Consider the following 18103-nt stretch of genomic DNA (forward strand, 5'->3'; position numbering starts at 1 on the left):
CCCAACCGCTGCAGTGGGACACTCAGAGAGACACGAGCCATGAGCAACGAACCACCAGACACGACGGCGGAATCGGGCTTCGAACCGCTGCGAGCAACCCGCCGAACCGCACTTCGCGGGGCGGGCTTCGCCGGACTGCTCACGATGGGCCGCGCCAGCGCCCGCCAAGACGTCGGTGTGCGACTCCACTGGCACCGCCGTGACCTTCGTGTGACCGACAACCCGGGATTGACGGGTGACGACCGTCTACTCCCGGTGTTCGTCCACGATCCTGCGATACTCACCCACGGCGCGCCGCCCGTGGTGTCGTTCCTGCTCGATGCGCTCGACTCATTGCGCGAGCAGTACCGCGATCGCGGCGGCGAACTGCTCCTCGCCCGCGGCGACCCAAGGGCAGTGCTTCCCGCCCTCGCCGCGGCTTGCGACGCCGATGCCGTCACCTGGAACCGCGACTACTCCGGACTGGCGAGCGAACGCGATCGTGCGGTCGCGGGGGCACTCGCCGACGCCGGCGTCAGCGTCGGCGTCGAGCGGTTGGGGGGCACTCTCCTCCACGAACCAGAGCACATCACGACGAACGACGGGAGCCACTACTCCGTCTTTTCGGACTTCTGGCGAGAGTGGCGCAATCAGGAGAAGGCTGCCCCCGTCGCCGCGCCGGTTCGCGGTGACGTTGTCGACCCCCGTGGCAGCCTCGACGAGGAGTGGCTCGGCGAGGCCTCCGGTGTCGCCGGCTCGCTCCCGTCACTCGCCGACCTGGGCTTCGACGATCCCGAAGCCGACGTGCAACCGGCGGGCACCGACGTCGCCCACGACCTACTCGCCGACTTTCGCGACGGTACTATCTACCGCTACGGGGACGACCGCGAGTTCCCCTCCCGGGAGTCGACCTCGCGCCTCTCGCCGCACCTGAAGTTCGGGACAGTCGGCGTCCGGACGGTCTGGAAAGCCACTGAGGATGCGGCGTCCGCTGCCAGCGACGGGGACGCCCGGGCCTCGGTCGAGGCGTTCCAGCGACGGCTTGCCTGGCGGGAGTTCCACGCGCACATCCTCGACGCGCGTCCCGACGTAGTTACCGAGAACTACCGCGAGTACCCGAACGCAATCCAGTGGCGTGACGATCCTGAGGGGCTTCAGGCGTGGAAGGACGGCGAGACAGGATATCCGTTCGTCGACGCCGGGATGCGGCAGTTGCGCGACGAGGCGTGGGTTCACAACCGCGTCCGGATGGTGGCCGGCTCGTTCCTCACGAAGGACCTGCTGATCGACTGGCGCGAGGGGTACGACTGGTACCGCCGAAAGCTCGTGGACCACGACACCGCCCACGCCGCCGGCGGCTGGCAGTGGGCTGCCTCGACGGGAACACACGCCCAGCCGTACTTCCGCTTCTTCGACCCCGTGACCCAGTCGGAGACGTACGACCCGGACGGCGAGTACATCAGGGAATACGTCCCCGAACTCCGGGACGCGCCGACCGACGCCATCCACGAGTGGCCCACGCTGGATGACGAGAGACGCGCCGACATTACGCCCGACTACCCCGCCCCCATCGTCGACTACGGCGAGCACCACGACCGCGCAATCGAGGCGTTCGAGGCCGCGCGCGGCGACGGCTGACGGGACACGCGAGAAGCGGCGCCGTCAGGAGGACGAGGACACGGCGGGGCTGGTTTCCGTGAGCGGAGGTACCGAACTGACGAAACTCCAACGCCAGGCCGAACATAACGGAATGACCTTGTTGAAACCCTCAATCGATGATAGATCGTAGCGACCGTGCTGAATACACAGCGAAAATCCATCGCAGCGGGACATAAAATCTAAGTTGAAATACCGGCAATCACCAGTATTCCGGTTTATTGATCGCCTCTACGCAGTACGAACTACCTGAAATAGACTGTACTTCATCAGCCGCCAGTGATTGAGCTAACCAGCCTTCCGGATGCGACAGTTCCAGAGGGGCTTCCACCCCTTCTTCCGAGATTTTTTCGTAACCGACTTTGGAATAGAAACCGATATCGCCATAGGTGAAAACCAGCCCCACGCCGTTCTTCTCCAGCTCGTCATGACCGAAGCTGATTAGTTTCTGTCCTATTCCCTCTCCCTGATAGTCGGGGTGAACGGCCACGGGAGACAACAGAAAGGCGTTAACCTGGGCTTCTTCAGAACTCAACCTGGAAAAAATTACGCATCCTATGATCTCTCCGCCTTCAGTAGCCATAAAAATATTCAGGTTCTTGCTGTCGGTCTCGGCCATAAAATTAGATACTAAATCTCCTATCAGCTTGCCTTCCGATTCGCCTTCGGAATCAGAAAAAACCCTGACAAACAGCTGTTCGATCTCTGCATTTCTTTCTTCAGCGTCCTTTGACCTAAATTCGGAAAGTTCCATACTGTACCTTCCTCATCCTCGTTATATTTTATACCCGTAGATCAGAGCCGGCATTCCTATAGTTTAACATAAGTAGATTACATCTGAAAGAAAATCACACTTGCGAAGCTCACTAAAAGATTCTGTAAGATAAGAAACCAGAGGTTTCGAACGTGGTGAAGTTTGGTCCACCCGCAACCGAAATAGCCGATATATTCTCTGTATTCAGCAGGCTGTTTCTGGCAGATTTCGAATAGAACGGGCGCGGGCTGCTGAATATAAGGCGCATCTCTCGCACCCCTCTGCACGTCGCTAATCGAGCGCACAGCTGTCGGACAGCAGGTGCTAGCTCAGCCGTAGCTGCGGTCGTGATCGCGACGCGGAGGCGGTCGAGGCACCTCGTCGGTATTCGTGAGCGTTGCCGCTCCCCAGATCGCTGTAAGGATCACCGCGAGGAACACCCAGTGAACGTAATAGAATACGTCTCCCACTTCGATAGTCTCGGAGACGAAATTGATCCAGCCGTGAAGAAGAATGATTCCGAGGATGCTGCGTGAGGTGTGGTTGTAGACCCACGTGAATACGACCGAAAGCGCGACAATGCCGATCATGAACAGCCAGAACCCGAGTGTGGCGAATCCAACTTCCTCGCGTTGAAACGAGCCGGCAACGAAGAATAACGGGAGATGCCAGACCGCCCAGACCACGCCTAACAGCACGCTGGCAGTCAGCGCGGACCAGTTCATCTGCAGCCGGTCTAGCGCGTAGCCCCGCCACCCTAATTCTTCGAGGAGAGGCGGGAGTGTGGCGAAAAAGAGCGCTGGGAGGATCGCAAGTGGATTCACGCCGAATTCCTGTACCCCTTGGCCCCATGTCGCACCTGACCCACCGAACAGCATACTCGTGACTGCGGCTGTGACAGTCACCGCCAGCGGAATCAACATAATCACGAGGAACCACCGAACGCCGATTCGGCGAACCTGTTTGAGGCGATCCCAGAAATCCGCCCGTCCTCGGTCGTCGTACACGAGGTATACGAACCCAATACCGGCAGCCCCAGGGCCGACAAGCCCGATTAGTAGCAGCAGGAGACCTGCTGCGCTGTCGAAGCGTACCTCGAGAACGATCGCTGCCAGCCAGAACCCCCACGTTATGGCGAACGTGACGGCGAAGAACAGCCATGGATTCCCGATCGAGATGGACGTATTGCCGATCGTTCGGTGTGCAGCCTCTCCCATACTCCGTTTACGGGCTGAACGCAGTTAACATGGAGACCCAGACATAAGAGACCAACTCACCGTACAGAAGCATCCTGCGCGCTGAATTCAGCCTCTGAGCCCTGTTTAGACGCTCCCGGATGAGCGGGTCAGGAATCATTTTGACTGAACAGAATCCGGTGGTAAGCACCTCACAGTACGGTTCCATACTTTGAGAACGAAGCGTTAGCGCCGATCTTGGTCGCGTCTAAACAGGGTCCATCCTCTATATCTTGCACGCCGCTTCTGACAATAGGTCGGCAGTTTGGCGAGTCTTTGCAAGATACCAGCGCGAGTGTAGTACAAACTGAAGTTTTAACAGGGAGTCAGTGAGCGCTCATACAGGTACAGATAAAATATTGATGATTCAGACAAGGATATCAAGCTCATACTACCAACATGTCATGAAATTATTCTCGAGTATCGTCGCTGTTTTATATGAAATGCTGGTGTGCGGTTGTCTGAGTCGGCCTCAACCGCTGCTGTGGGCTACTCAGAGAGGCATGAGCCATGAGCAACGAACCACACCACACGACGCCAGAATCGACCTCCGAACTGCTGCGGGCAACGCGCCGAAACACACTTCGCGGGGCGGGCCTTGCCGGAATGCTCGCGCTGGCTGGTGGTAGCGCTACTGCCAGCCAACAGTCCTCGGAGGCGAGCACCCAGGAGGCTGAAACCGAGGCGTCAGCAGATGACGAGACGGTTCCGGTCACGTGGGAAAACTTCCCACGGTCACAGATCCATCTAATGATGGAGAACATCGTCGAACAAGGCGGGTTCGGCGAGTTTTATCATTTCCCGACGATAGTCGGCCCTGAGGTGCGGATCGCGGCCTTGCCCAATCGCGACACGATCTATTCGATCGGTGTCTTCGACCTGACCGAGCCGGTCACCATTACCAAGCCGGACACCGGTGATCGTCACCAGTCGATGGTCATCATGGACGAGGACGCGTATGTAAAAGAGGCGTACCAGGATTCCGGCGAGTACACGTTGACCCAGGACGGGGTCGGGACGCGATACGTGTGGGTCATCGTCCGCACGTTCGTCGACCCGAACGATCCGGCTGACGTAGCAACTGTCCACGAATTACAGGACGAACTCGCAGTGAGCCAGGACTCAGCCGGCGCGTTCGAGATTCCCAATTGGGACCGCCAGGCACACCAAGAGCTCTTCGACGCGCTCGTCACAGTCATGAAAACGATTGACGACTACAGCGGTGCTTATGGCGACGTCGACGAGGTCGACCCCCTGAAGTACTATCTCGCTAGTGTGACACCGGGCGGCGTTCCGGAGCCAGAAACGATCTATCTGCAACGGGTCCCCGACCAGAACGACGGTGACACGCCACACACATTCACCGTCGACGACGTCCCCGTCGACGGATTCTGGTCGGTCACCGTCTACAACAGCGACGGGTTTCTTGAGGAGAACGAGTACGACGCGTACTCGTTCAACGACGCGACTGCGGAGCAAGCCGATGACGGCAGTGTCACGGTCCATTTCGGCGGTGAACCCGATCAGCCGAACTTCCTCTACACGCCAGAGGAGTGGTTCTACGTGGTCCGCCTCTACGGGCCCCGCGAGGAGATTCTCGACGGGAGCTATCAGTTCCCCGAGGCCGAGCCACTCGAGTGACGTTTCTGATAACTGAATTGTCGTAATACCAAACGTCAACTTGTCATCCATCTCCCACCGGCGATCATGCTGAATTTATACGCAAAGCAGGCGCAAAACCCACGACTGAAATCGTGGGAGCATGTCACGCCCTGTATTCAGCATACTGCTCTTGATAGCTATCGATGAGATCGATTGCTACTTCGGTATCTACTCTACCCGTACGGAACGCGGGTTTTATGCCGACTTCGAATACCGAATCGTTTGGCGATCACTCGAGCGTGTAGCGATCGAACCGCTCGATCGCGTACAGCGCCGACGTCGGCGGGGCGAGGAGCCCGACGACGAGGACGGCCCAGGCAACGCCGGCGATCTGGGCCGCGGTGATCGAGACCGAGGGGGTCGGGGCCCAGGCCGCCGTCGCCGAGAGGAGCGCGGCGATCGGGGCCGCCGCGTCGACGTAGAGCGCGGCCGCGGCGGCCGTCGGCAGGATCACCGCCAGCGAGTAGACGGCGAACGCCGCCTTGCTCGGCATCACCGCCTCGCGGCTGTTCGTCACCTTGACGCTGCCGAACCGGGGAAGCGCGGCACCGATCCCGGTGGCGAGCGCCGGCGTCGCGACGGCGCCGACGGTCGTCGCCGCAGCCAGGGCCGCGGTTCGCTCGAGCGAGAGCGGGCTGGCGAGCCCGAGCGCCAGCGAGACCACGAGGCCGACCGGGGCCGCGACGAGGGTGCCGGCGAGCACCAGCCCGGCGATCGACTGCCGACCCGAGAGCGTCGAGGTGACGACGGCGGGCAGCGCTCGGCCCAGATCCCCCAGCGGGTTGAGGGTAAACAGCGCGCCGGCCGCCCAGACCAGATAGACCGACAGGACGACGGCGACGTAAGCGGGGATCGTTCCGGCCTCGAGGATCGCCTGGACGAATCCGACGGCGCCGAACAGCGGGTAGCCGACGTACGCCAGGCGAATGGGTGCTCGCCCGGTCCGTCGGATCGCGGTGACCGTCACGGTCCGGGTCGGGCGATCGACGCCGCGGGACAGGGCTCCCGCCAGTCGGCTCGAGGACGCCCCGGAGCGGTGCCGATCGTCGAACCGGGCCGGGTCGGCGAACCAGTGGACCCGCGCGGAGGCGACGCCGATCCCGACCGCGATCGGGGTCACGAGCGCCGTGCCGACGAGCGCGCCGAGGACCGCCGTCCCCGAGGCCGGGACGTTCGGGACGGTCGCGAGCAGGAGGTGCCCGGGCCAGCCCAGCGGTCCGTCCTGCAGGGCGACGAAGAGTTCGCTCACGACCAGGTCGAACCGCCCGGTCGCGATCGCGCCGAAGTACAGCGCCCAGAAGCCGACGAACAGGACCCACCGGTAGCGGGCGATCGGCTCGTAGGCGGTCACGAGGTGGCGAACCCAGACGCCGACCACGAACCCGACCGGGACCGCCGAGACGAGCGCGAGCGCGGCGACGAGGACCGCGCCGACCACGGGTAACGCGGTGTCGGCGCCGACGGCGAACGCGCTCGAGAGCACGATCGCCGGGGGCAACACCCAGACGGAGAACAGCAGGATCTCGGCGCCGACGAGGCCGACGGCGGCGTTGCGGGTCGACGTCGAGACGAGCAGGAACGCCGGCTCGTCGGGGTCGGCGGCGGTAAAGGCCCGAATGGCGCTCATTCCGACCAGGAACAGCCAGCCGATCGCGACGCCACCCGCGACCGTGTCCGTCGCCAGCGCGACGCTGTCGGCGGTCAAACCGTCGGCGAAGTGTTCGCCCAGCGTCGGCAGCAGGTAGCCGCCCGCGACGGTCACCGACCCGAAGGCGAACGCCGCGAGCAGGCTCATCATGAGCAGCTTCGTTCGGTCGGCCGTTATCGCGCGGACCGTTCGGCGAAACTCCGTCCGGGCGACGAGCGCGGCGGCGCGCGTCACCGCCGATCACCGTCGGGAGCCGGACGGCGGCGCGTGGCGGGGGAGACCATGCCCGATACCGCGTTCCGCCGCCACCTAAACGGTTCGGGTTCTGACAGGGAGCGGCGTCCGCTCCGGGTGGCGAGCGATCGCCGAGCGAATCGGCCGGGAACGTCGACGTCCGATCTGTCGGTTTTACGTAACCAGCGACGGACGGAGGGGTATGGACGGCGCCGATGTTCTCGCGATCCGGACCGACGAACTAACCAAGCGGTACGGGGAGACGACGGCGGTCGACGGGCTGACGATGACCGTCGACCGCGGGACGGTGTACGGCTTCCTGGGTCCAAACGGGGCCGGAAAGACGACCACGATGCGGATGCTGACGACGCTCACCCGCCCGACTTCGGGCACGGGGCGGGTCGCGGGGGAGCCGATCGCCGACCGCGAGGCCGTCACCCCCCACATCGGTTACCTGCCCGAGGAGCCGCCGATCTACGACGAGCTCACCGCCCGCGAACAGCTCGAGTACGCCGCCGGCCTTCGGGACCTCCCCGAGGACGAGTCAGCGGAGCGCATCGGGTCGCTGCTCGAGCGCTTCGACCTGCTCGCGGACGCCGACAGGCGCATCGAGGGCTACTCGAAAGGGATGCGCCAGAAGGTCGGGGTTATCCAGGCGGTGTTGCACGAGCCCGTCGTCGCCTTCCTCGACGAGCCCACCAGCGGACTGGACCCCCGCGCCGCGCGGACGATGCGGGAGACGATCGCCGACCTCGCGGACCGGGAGATGACGATCGTCCTCTCGACGCACATCCTCCCCGTCGTCGACGAACTGGCCGACGAGATCGGCGTGATCCACGAGGGCGAACTCGTCGCCCAGGGCGACCCCGAGACGCTCAAGTCCCGCGCCGAGACCGGCGAGACCCGCAGCCTCGAGGACGCCTTCCTCGAGGTCACTCGAGAGACGCCCGCGACCGAGCGCTCGACGGAGCCGCGGCCGGAGTAGCCGGCGCGTGCGGTCGGGGTCCGCCCTCCGATCGCCCGGAGGAACCGCCCTCGGGTAGTAGTTAACAACGAGATATATTCAACTCCGATATTGGTTAACAACGGAATATATTCAACTTCGAGATACGATCGGTGGGGTATGGTCCCCCTTCGAAGCCGCCGCGAGGAGTCCGGCGGCGACCCGTTGCGGTTCGCGCTCGTCGTCGGGCTCGCGACGGTACCGTTTACGGTCGCTCTCTCCTGGCAGTCGCCCGAGGGAACGACCGCGGTCGGCGGCAGCGTCTCGGGGCTGCCATTGCTGGTCGCCGGGACGCTCGTGGGGTATCGCTACGGCGACTGTGCGACTCGAGTTCGTCGCGCCGGCGTCCGAGCCGGCCTCGCCGCGTCGGTCGCGACAGTGTTGCTGTACGCCGCCACTACGGTTTCGACGATCGGTACCGCATCGACGACGGTGACGGCGGTGGCCGTCGTCCTGGCTCCGTTCGTCGTCGCGGTCGGCGCGGCGCTTACCGTTCTGGTGACCGCGGGGACGGCCGCGCTCGTCGGCTGGATCCGTCGACGAGCCGACCCCGATCGCCGAACCGCGAACCGCAAGGACGGCCACCAGTGAGGGGCGCTCGAGTCGCGGTGGTGGCTGCCCGTCCTCGGGTACGTCCTGCTGGCGCCGACGGTCGCGCTCGCCGTGGGAGTCGTCGACTCCGACGGCCGAGCGGGGCTCGCCGTCGCGCTCCTGGTCGTCTGTGCCGCCCTCCTCTCGGTGCCCGCCCTCCTCGGCGTGTTCGTCGACGCGACCGTTCACCGACGCGGGTCGGCGTGGCTCCCGAACGTGTGGGCGTACGTCGGCGTTCCCCTCTGCGGGTTCGCCGTCGCGTACGTCGCTGCGCTCCTCTGGAACTCGCCGCGTCCCTCGGCCCCGGCCGCGGTCGCCTTTCTGGCCGTCCTCTGGGCAACGGCGGTCGTCTCCCTCGCGAACAGGTACCGCCGCCTCGAGACGTCGTAGCTCGAGGGCGTCGCCTCGCGCGGCGGGCGCTTCGCCGGCGAACGCGGGATAGCCATAGTGGTCGCGAGCCGGCAGTCCGACATTCCTAAGCGCGGCCGCCGCCGTGGTGGTGGTATGGAGTATCACGAGGCGGCGGAGTTTCTGTTCGGGTTGCGTCGGTTCCGTCCCAAACCGGGGACGGAGTCGACGGCCCGGCTGCTCGCCCACCTCGAGGACCCCCAGGAGGGCGTCGATTTCGTCCAGATCGCGGGGTCGAACGGGAAGGGGAGCACGGCACGGATGGTCGAGCGGACGCTGCGGGAGGCCGGGCTCTCGGTCGGGCTCTACACCTCGCCGCACCTCGAGGACCTGCGGGAACGGATCCGGGTCGACGGCCGGAAGATCCCGAAGTCGTCGGTCCGCTCGTTCGTCGAATCGGTTCGCGACCACGTCACCGAGCGGGCCGCGGACGGCGAGTCCCCGACGTTCTTCGAGGTGCTGACCGCGATGGCGATCCGGGAGTTCGACCGCGCCGACGTCGACGTCGCCGTCCTCGAGGTCGGCATCGGCGGGCGCTACGACGCGACCAGCGTCGTCGATCCCGTCGCGAGCGCGGTCACGAGCGTCACCCTGGAGCACACGGGCATCCTCGGCGACACCGAGGCCGAGATCGCCCGCGACAAGGCCCACGTGGCGCCCGCGGGCGCGCCGCTGGTTACCGGCGCTTCCGGCGAGGCCCTGGAGGGTGTCCGCCAGGTCGCCGACGAGGTCGTCACCGTCAGGTTCGGCGGTCGGGACGGGTCGGAGCCCGACGTCGGCGTCGCCTACGAGGGACGGGTGAACCACACCGAGGCCGTCGTCTCGATCGACGACGGCGACCCTCTCGAGGCGCGGCTCCCGCTGCTCGGGCGCCACCAGGCGACGAACGCGGGTATCGCGGCGACGCTGGCCCGGCAGGTTGCGGACGTCACGGACGAGGAGCTCCGGCGGGGGCTGCGAAGCGCCCACTGGCCCGGGCGATTCGAGGTGCTCGAGACCGAGCCGCTGGTGGTGCTCGACGGCGCGCACAACCCGGGCGCCTGCGAGGGGCTGGCCGAGACCCTGTCGGAGTACGACTACGACGAGCTCACCCTCGTCGCCGGCGTGATGCACGACAAGGACGTCGCGGGGATCGCCGACGCGCTGCCGACTCCCGATACGGCGATCGCCGCGGAACCGGCGCTCGACCGGGCCGAAGACGGCGACGTCCTCGCGACGGTGTTCGAGCGAACCGGGGTCCCCGACGTGCGGGCTATCCCCGACGTTCGGGACGCCCTCGAGGCAGCGATCGCGGACGGCGGCGCCGACGACTGCGTCCTCGTGACCGGGTCGCTGTTCGCCGTCGCCGAGGCCCGCTCGCGGTGGACCGACCTGCAGGTGCCAAAGCGGATCCGCGACCGCGGCGACGCCCGCGAGGTGCTCTCGGGGGCCCACGCGACCGAGGACGACGTCGACGACGCGACCGACGCGGCGGTCCACCGGGTGGTGAAGACCTCGCTTCGCTACGAGCGGGCGACGGCGCTGCGGACCGAGCTGTGCCGGCTCGGCGGGGAGTGTACCCTCTCGGGGCTCCGGCGGAGCGACGAGCGGATCGACGCCGTCCTGACGGGCACCCTCGAGCAGTTCGCGGAACTCGTCGATCGCCTCGCGGCCCGCTCGGACGGGCTGGCCGCGATCGGTCGGGAGCTCGAGCGCACGCTCGAGCTCGAGGACGGGGCCGAAACCGACCCCGGCCCGCCCTCGGACGACGGCTCGTCGCCCCCCTGGGCCGACCGAACCGCCGTCATGGGCATCCTCAACGTCACGCCCGACAGCTTCCACGACGGCGGCGAGTACGACTCCCTCGAGGACGCGGTCGCCCGCGCGGAGGCGATGGTCGAGGCCGGCGCCGACGTGATCGACATCGGCGGCGAGTCGACGCGACCCGGCGCCGACCCGGTCCCCGTCGAGGAGGAGATCGACCGCGTCGTCCCCGTCGTCGAGGCGCTGGCCGACTTCGACGTCCCGCTCTCGATCGACACGCGGCGGGCGACCGTCGCCGAGGCGGCGCTGGAGGCCGGCGCGGACATCATCAACGACGTCTCCGGGCTCGAGGATCCCGAGATGCGTTTCGTCGTCGCCGACCACGACGCGACCCTGGTCGTGATGCACAGCGTCGACGCGCCCGTCGTCCCGGACCGCGACGTCGAGTACGACGACGTCGTCGAGGACGTGATCGACCAGCTTCGAGAGCGGATCCTGCTGGCGGAGAAGGCGGGCCTCGAGCGCGGGGACATCGTCGTCGACCCGGGGATCGGCTTCGCCAAGTCGGCTCGCGAGAGCTTCGAACTGCTCGATCGGCTCGGGGAGTTCCGGGCGCTGGGCTGTCCGATCCTGTTCGGCCACTCCCGCAAGTCGATGTTCGCACACCTCGGTCGGGACGCGGGCGAGCGCCTCGAGGCGACGGTCGCGGCGAGCGCGATCGCAACCGAGCGGGGCGCCGACCTCGTTCGGGTCCACGACGTGCCCGAGAACGTCGCCGCAGTGCGGACGGCGCTGGCGGCGCGCGACCCGGACCGATTCGAGTGGTAACCGGCGCAGTTGCCGGTCAAAGCTTCAACTGTCGGGGCCCGGTACTGCCCGTGAGCGAAGCGTGCTCGAGGCCAATCTATGACAGACGAACACGATCACGATCTGCAGATCGAGGACGAACTGCCCGACGACCCGGTGGACGCGGTGAGCGAGATAGCCGGGGGGAGCGTCCGCGACGGGCGTCTCGCCGTGGTCGGCGGCGGGTTGCTGTTGCTGTCGACGCTCCGGTCGCTCGTTCGCGGACAGTTCCGGGCGATCCCGAAGGCCGCCATCGGCGCCGGGCTCGTCGGTATCGGGCTCCGGCAGCGCCGCGGGAACGAGGGGACGACGTTCGAGCCCGATCTCGAGGAGATCGAGGGCGATACCGACGACAAGGAGACCAGCGACGAAGCCGCGGCCGCGGCCGAGCGCCCCGACGCCGGCCACGAGTCCCAGATCGACGCGGCGGGCAACGTCGACGAGGAACCCCAGCTCGGCGAGGCCGACGACGACCACGACGGCGATATCGAGTTCACCGACGATCCCGAAGAGGAGGGCACTCGCACGAAACCGGACGCGGGGAAAGACGACGAGGATCCCCGCCGAACCACCGACGGGGACGAGACGACGGTCGACGTCTCCGAAACCGCGATGGCCGAGGAGACCGCGGAGGCGACCGGTCCCGACCCCGAGCAGGCCCAGCCGACCCAGACCGACGCGAACGAACCCGAGGAAACCCCCGAGGAGGACGCCTCGGACATGAAGGTCGAACCCGACGACGAGGACGACGAGGACGAGGACGGCGAAGAGAACTGACGTCGAGGGCGGTCCGGCTCCTGCTTTTCGTCGACCGTTACCGGGCGTGCCCGCTACCGCGAGCGCGCCGCGGCCGCCTCGAGGACGCGCCGGGCGCGACTTCCGACCGCGAACGCGGCAGGTTTGATCGGCGACCGACGTAGATACCGGCAAATCGAATGCCGTGTCACGGACTGTCGCAATATCGGCTCCCGCCTACGACGAAGCCGTCACAGCTACCAGCAATCCTTTCCTCCGTCTCCGACGGTATCGACAAGGGTTAAGTGCGCCGGTCCGAAGAATCAACACGGATGTCTTTCGATCGACTGCGTCGGCGCGCCGCGGCCGTTCGATCGCGGTGGACGGGACTCGAGCGCGACTGGCAGAGCGTCGCCGTCGGAGCCGCGACCGTCGCCACGGTCGCCGTCTTCGAACTGCAGATCCCCTGGTAGCGAGATGTCGATCACGCGGTTTCTCCCGGGACTGGTCGCGCTCGGTCTCGGCGGCGTTCTCGCGCGCGCGATCGAGCTGACGCTCGGTCCCAACCACCTGCTCGTCGCCATCGCGCTCGGATTCGTCCTGGCCAACGCCGTGGGCGTCCCCGATCGGCTCGAGCCGGGGATCGGTACCCACAAGCTCTGGCTCGGCGCCGGGATCGTCCTCATGGGCGCGTCGCTGACCCTTGAGACCGTCCTCGAGGTCGGCGGGACCGTCCTGCTGGTCGTCGTCGGCGTGACGGCGATGACGGTCCTGGTCGTCGAACTCCTCGCGCGCAACGTCTTCGGACTCGCCGAGCGACTCGGCTCGCTGCTGGCGGCCGGATCGGGTATCTGTGGCGTCTCCGCGGTCGTCGCGGTCGCCGGCGCGATCCGCGCTCGGGAGGACCAGATCGCCTACGCGGCGGCGACGGTGTTGCTGTTCGACGCGATCACCATCGTCGTCTACCCGCTCGTCGGCGACTTGCTCGGCCTCTCCGACGTCGTCTTCGGCGTCTGGGCCGGCGTCAGCATGTTCTCGACGGGTCCGGTCGTCGCGGTCGGGTTCGCCCACTCGGAGGTCGCCGGCCAGTGGGCCACGATGGCGAAACTGTCGCGGAACGCCCTGATCGGCGCCGTCGTCATCGCGTACGCGAGCTACTACGCTCGCTCGGACTCGGCCGGGCGTCCCTCCCTGCGGACCCTCTGGGACGAGTTTCCGAAGTTCGTGCTCGGCTTTCTCGCGCTCGTCGCGCTGGCCAGCGCCGGCGTCTTCTCGCCGGCCCAGCAGGCCTCCCTCGAGAACGCCTACAACTGGCTGTTCGTGCTCGCGTTCGTGGGTCTGGGAACGGAGATTCAACTCGCCGAACTCCGGAGTACGGGGCTGACACCCGCGCTGGTCGTCTTGCTCGCGTTGTTCGTCGCCAGCACGGTTTCGCTCGTCGTCCTCGCGGCGCTGTTCTGACCGTAACGGCGCTGCAAGGCCGCTCACCCGCCGACGCAGTCGGATTCCCGTCGAAGTCTGCGGCAATACTTGCTACCGGTTCGAGACGGCGCCGCTCCCGGAGAAACGGCGCAGTTCGGGCGCGAACGGGCGAGAATCCGCTCGGACGAGCGAGTCGGGCGATCGCGGATCGTCGCCGCGAACGGGTCGTCCGCCGTCCGTTCGGCCGAAAGTGACGGAAACGGCGAGATCGGGGCCGACCCGCCAAACCGCGGGACGCGTTCGCGTTCGTGCGAGAGCTTTGCTGGTTTCGGGTTGAAAACCAAATAATTGCAGGCTAACGAGGGGATACAAACGTCTAGTGGGTAGGATGGGGCACGCATGGAACGGGGTTACTCGCGTCGCTCTGCACTGACCGCACTCGGGGCCGGTTCTGCGGTCGCGCTCTCGGGGTGTCTCGCCGGGTCGAATTCCGACTCCGGCTCGGGGCCGACGATACGCATCTCGGGGGGCGTCGGCCCGCTGCCGATGGTACAGGTCTGGGCCGACATCTACACCGACGAGCGCGACGTCGAAATCGACGTCTCGGGAGGCGGCACCGGCGTCGGCGTCTCGGACGTGTTGAACGAGCAAGTCGACGTCGCGATGATGGGGCGAGGCCCCGAGGAGGCCGAACTCGAGCAGGGACTCGTCGCGACCGCGATGCTCATCGACACCGTCGTCGGCACGATCAACGTCAACAATCCGGTGTACGACGAACTCCGGGAGCACGGGCTCACCCAGGACGAGCTCGCGGCGATTTTCAGCAAGGAGATCACGAACTGGAACGAGGTCGTCGAGCCCGACGTCGACGAACCGATCTTCGTCTACGGGCGCTCGGACTCCTCGGCAGCCTACCAGAAGTGGGGCGAGTTCCTCGGCGGCTACACCGAAAGCGAACTCGAGGACATGGCCGACGGGAACTTCGACGGCGACCAGCAGGTCGCGCAGGCGATCAACAACGACACTCACGCCATCTCGCTGAACAACATCAACTACGTCTACGACTTCAACACGGGCGACCTCGAGATGAACATCCGACCCGTTCCGCTGGACCGCGACGGGAACGGGACCCTCGCCTCGGAGGAGGACTTCTACGACACCCGCGACGACTTCCTCACCGCCGTCGAAGACGGGCGGTACCCCTCGCCGCCGGCGCGCGACATGTACCTGGCCGCGAACGGGGAGTTCGACGACGCCGCCGCCGACTTCGTCGAGTGGGTGCTCACCGAGGGCCAGCAGTACGTCCGCGAGAACGGGTACGCGCCGATCGGTGACGAGAAACTCGAGAAACAGCGCGAGATCCTCGCGGAGGCCTCATAGATGGGGACGACCGAAACCCGATCGGAGAACTCGAGCCGGCTCGACCGACGGCTCCTGCTCGAGCGTCTGAGCAGTTACTGGCTGGTCGGCGCCGGCCTCTTCGCGGTCGCGCTGTTCGGGCTGATCGTCCTGACGCTCGTCCAGCGGTCGCTCCCGGTCGTCGCCGAGCACTCGCTGCTCGAGATGGTGACCTCGGCGAACTGGGACCCCGCGGCCGACGAGTTCGGGTTCCTGCCGGCGATCGTCGGCACGATCTACGTCACCGCCCTCTCGATGGCGATGGGGACGCCGATCGCGCTCCTCGCGGCGATCTACATCGCGGAGTACGCGGAGGGGCGAACGAAGGTGCTCATCTCGTCGTTCATCGATCTGCTCGCGGCGATCCCGAGCGTGATCTTCGGGCTCGTCGGCCTGATCGTCGTCGTCCCGTTCGTCGGCGACTACCTCGCGCCGGCCGTCGGCGCCCACAGCATCGGCCTGGGGATCGTGACGGTCAGCCTCGTGATGGCGATCATCGTCACACCCTTCATGATCTCGCTGTCGGTCGAATCGCTCGAGGCCCTGCCCGACGAGCTCCGGGAGTCGTCGCTGGGCGTCGGCGCGACGAAGTGGGAGACCATTCGAACGGTGCTGCTGCGGGCGGCGGGCCCGGGCATCTTCTCCGCGATTCTGCTCGGCTTCGGGCGCGTCTTCGGCGCGACGATCGTTCCCGCGATGCTCATCGGCGGCCAGACGGCGATCCCGGAGAGCCCGTTCGACGCGGGCCAGACGCTGCCGACGCTGATCGTCAACGACTTCGGCGAGCTGATGTCGATCCCGCTGACCCAGTCGGCGCTGATCCTGGTCGGACTGATGTTGCTGGTGATCGTCTGGCTCTTTAACTTCGGGGCGATGCTCGTCCGTCGCCGCCTGCAACGGAGGTGGCAGTACTGATGGACCGCTACACCGAACAGCGCCTGTTCGGCCTCCTCGCCCGGGCCAGCGCCGCGCTCGTCCTCGCGGTGCTCGCGCTCGTCGTCGGCGTCACGCTCTACCGGGGCGGACGCGTCTTCGTCACCGATCCCGCGGTCGCGCTGACACCGCCGGGCTCGCGGTACATGTTAGACGGCGGCGGCGGGTTCTTCCACGCCGTGCTGGGCAGCATCTACATCGTCGTTCCCGCCACCGTGGTCGCCTCGATCCTGGCGATCTCGACGGCGATCTACCTCCAGAGCGACTACTCGAGCGAGCGCACCTCGGACGTGATCAACATGTTCCTGAACGTGCTCTGGGGGACGCCGCCGATCGTCTACGGGGTGTTCGTGCTGACGCTCATCATCGCCGCCGGCGCCCAGACGAGCCTGATCTTCGGGACGGTCGCGATCGCGATCTTCCAGTACCCGATCATGACGCGGTACGCCGACGAGGCGCTTCGCTCGGCTCCCGACACGGTCAGGGAGGCGTCCTACGGCCTCGGCGCTACCCGGTTCGAGACCGCCCGGATGACCGTCCGCGCGGCGCTGCCGGGCGTCATCGCCGGGATCATCATGGGCTTCGCCCGCGGGATCGGCGACGCCGCCACCGTCCTCTTCACGGCCGGCCGAAGCACCCAGATGCCCGGCGGCCCGTTCGACTCCGCGACGACGCTGCCGATCCTCATCTTCGAGCAGGCGTCGTCGTTCAACGCCGAAGTCCGCTCGCACGCCTACGCGGCGTCGTTCGTCCTGATCGTCGCCGTGCTCGGGTTGATACTCGTCTCGAAGCTCCTCGCGGGGAGATTCGCCCGCTTCGCACCAGGAGGCAGACACTCATGACAGACGACACCGCAATCCGTACCGACGACCTCGAGGTAACGTACACCGGCAACCGAGACGTGACCGCGCTCGACGGCGTCAGCGTCGCGTTCGACGAGAACAAGCTGACGGCGATCATCGGTCCCTCGGGCTGTGGCAAGTCGACGCTGCTGAAGTCGCTGAACCGCCTGCACGAGATCCAGCCCAACGCCGAGATCGACGGCGAGGTCTACCTCGGCGACGAGGCGATCTACGACACCGACGAGCCGCTGCCCGAGATCCGCCGCCGGGTCGGCTACGTCCCCCAGACGCCGACGGCGCTGCCGTTGTCGATCTACAACAACGTCGCCTACGGCGCGAAGATCCACGGCGATTACTCGAGGGCGGAACTCGACGACCTCGTCGAGCGCTACCTCCGGAAGGTCAACCTCTGGGACGAGGTGAAAGATCGGCTCGAGGACCCGGGCGCCGAGCTCTCGACCGGACAGATCCAGCGGCTCTGTCTCGCCCGGTCGCTGGCCGTCGAGCCCGAGGTCCTGCTCTGTGACGAGGTCACCTCCGCGCTGGACCCGATCTCGGCCGAGCAGGTCGAGGAGACCCTCGAGAACCTCAAAGAGGAGTACACCATCGTCATGGTCACCCACAGCATGGACCAGGCCAAGCGCCTCGCCGACGACGTGATCTTCCTCTATCTCGGGGAGCTCGTCGAGGCCAGCGACACGCGCTCGTTCTTCGAGAATCCCCAACACGAGCGGACTCGGGAGTTCGTGAAGGGACACACCGCGGTCGACTACGACGACGAGCCGAGCGAGGAGGCCGCGACCGACGAGCCCCCCGTCGCCAGTCGGTAGTCGGTCGGTTCGGTCTCGAGACGGCGGACCCGCCACCGTCGCACCGCTCGCGCTCGAGGCGGTTTCGGACGGCGGTATGCGGCCGTCAGCCGGGCGGCGTTTCCGCCAGCTCACTACGCGATGACGGTCGACGCCCGCTCGAGTCGAGCCGCGGAACATACTTTACCGTCAGCGCGAAACGGTT

Annotated in this window: 16 protein-coding genes; 13 read left to right on the forward strand and 3 right to left on the reverse strand. The window is 66.3% G+C overall.

Annotation, left to right across the window (positions count from 1 at the left end):
- Window positions 1-177 precede the first annotated feature (177 nt).
- Window positions 178-1617 (forward strand): cryptochrome/photolyase family protein, encoded by a 1440-nt coding sequence (locus C492_RS02240; protein ID WP_049892636.1) that lies wholly within the window; start codon window positions 178-180, stop codon window positions 1615-1617.
- Window positions 1618-1837: 220 nt separating this feature from the next.
- On the opposite strand, the gene C492_RS02245 is transcribed toward C492_RS02240, so the two are convergent.
- A complete protein-coding gene (locus tag C492_RS02245) occupies window positions 1838-2389 on the reverse strand; it encodes a GNAT family N-acetyltransferase (protein WP_008420122.1) in 552 nt (183 codons plus the stop codon).
- Between the two features lie 329 nt (window positions 2390-2718).
- Window positions 2719-3606 carry a CPBP family intramembrane glutamic endopeptidase gene (locus C492_RS02255; protein WP_008420126.1) on the reverse strand — a complete coding sequence of 296 codons (888 nt, stop codon included), beginning with the start codon at window positions 3604-3606 and terminating at the stop codon, window positions 2719-2721.
- Between the two features lie 528 nt (window positions 3607-4134).
- Between C492_RS02255 and C492_RS02265 the strand changes: the two genes are divergently transcribed.
- Window positions 4135-5265: a DUF1214 domain-containing protein gene (locus C492_RS02265; protein ID WP_083898729.1), complete on the forward strand. Its 1131-nt coding sequence runs from the start codon at window positions 4135-4137 to the stop codon at window positions 5263-5265.
- Between the two features lie 250 nt (window positions 5266-5515).
- Here C492_RS02265 and C492_RS02270 read toward each other — a convergent pair whose 3' ends face one another.
- Window positions 5516-7168, reverse strand: coding sequence for a hypothetical protein (locus tag C492_RS02270; RefSeq protein WP_008420132.1), 1653 nt, complete (start codon window positions 7166-7168; stop codon window positions 5516-5518).
- Between the two features lie 202 nt (window positions 7169-7370).
- Here C492_RS02270 and C492_RS02275 point away from each other — a divergent pair, with 202 nt between their 5' ends.
- The 11 genes from C492_RS02275 to C492_RS02315 all read left to right on the forward strand — a co-directional run bounded on the left by C492_RS02275 (window position 7371) and on the right by C492_RS02315 (window position 17919).
- On the forward strand, window positions 7371-8153 hold the full coding sequence (locus C492_RS02275; RefSeq protein ID WP_008420134.1) for an ABC transporter ATP-binding protein: 783 nt from the start codon (window positions 7371-7373) through the stop codon (window positions 8151-8153).
- A 138-nt stretch (window positions 8154-8291) separates the two neighbouring features.
- Entirely contained in the window at window positions 8292-8762 is a 471-nt protein-coding gene (locus C492_RS25070; RefSeq protein ID WP_008420136.1) for a DUF5518 domain-containing protein, read from the forward strand.
- Between the two features lie 72 nt (window positions 8763-8834).
- Complete coding sequence (locus C492_RS25075) at window positions 8835-9152, forward strand: hypothetical protein (protein ID WP_008420138.1); 318 nt, start codon at window positions 8835-8837, stop codon at window positions 9150-9152.
- Window positions 9153-9266: 114 nt separating this feature from the next.
- Window positions 9267-11741, forward strand: a complete 2475-nt coding sequence (gene folP / locus C492_RS02285; RefSeq protein WP_008420141.1) for a dihydropteroate synthase — start codon at window positions 9267-9269, stop codon at window positions 11739-11741.
- Between the two features lie 78 nt (window positions 11742-11819).
- On the forward strand, window positions 11820-12536 hold the full coding sequence (locus C492_RS02290; protein WP_008420143.1) for a hypothetical protein: 717 nt from the start codon (window positions 11820-11822) through the stop codon (window positions 12534-12536).
- Between the two features lie 290 nt (window positions 12537-12826).
- Entirely contained in the window at window positions 12827-12967 is a 141-nt protein-coding gene (locus C492_RS24415; RefSeq protein ID WP_008420145.1) for a hypothetical protein, read from the forward strand.
- A gap of 4 nt (window positions 12968-12971) precedes the next feature.
- On the forward strand, window positions 12972-13955 hold the full coding sequence (locus tag C492_RS02295) for a YeiH family protein (RefSeq protein ID WP_008420146.1): 984 nt from the start codon (window positions 12972-12974) through the stop codon (window positions 13953-13955).
- Window positions 13956-14315: 360 nt separating this feature from the next.
- Window positions 14316-15296 (forward strand): PstS family phosphate ABC transporter substrate-binding protein, encoded by a 981-nt coding sequence (locus C492_RS02300; protein ID WP_083898730.1) that lies wholly within the window; start codon window positions 14316-14318, stop codon window positions 15294-15296.
- The gene (gene pstC / locus C492_RS02305) at window positions 15297-16229 is read left to right on the forward strand and encodes a phosphate ABC transporter permease subunit PstC (RefSeq protein ID WP_008420153.1); all 933 of its coding nucleotides are present in this window, start codon (window positions 15297-15299) and stop codon (window positions 16227-16229) included.
- The gene (locus C492_RS02310) at window positions 16229-17089 is read left to right on the forward strand and encodes a PstA family ABC transporter permease (RefSeq protein WP_008420155.1); all 861 of its coding nucleotides are present in this window, start codon (window positions 16229-16231) and stop codon (window positions 17087-17089) included. Before pstC ends, C492_RS02310 begins: the two co-directional genes overlap by 1 nt.
- On the forward strand, window positions 17086-17919 hold the full coding sequence (locus C492_RS02315) for a phosphate ABC transporter ATP-binding protein (protein ID WP_008420158.1): 834 nt from the start codon (window positions 17086-17088) through the stop codon (window positions 17917-17919). The genes C492_RS02310 and C492_RS02315 overlap by 4 nt, the downstream gene beginning before the upstream one ends.
- The last annotated feature ends 184 nt before the right edge of the window (window positions 17920-18103 follow it).

The organism is Natronococcus jeotgali DSM 18795 (assembly GCF_000337695.1).
Lineage (GTDB): Archaea > Halobacteriota > Halobacteria > Halobacteriales > Natrialbaceae > Natronococcus > Natronococcus jeotgali.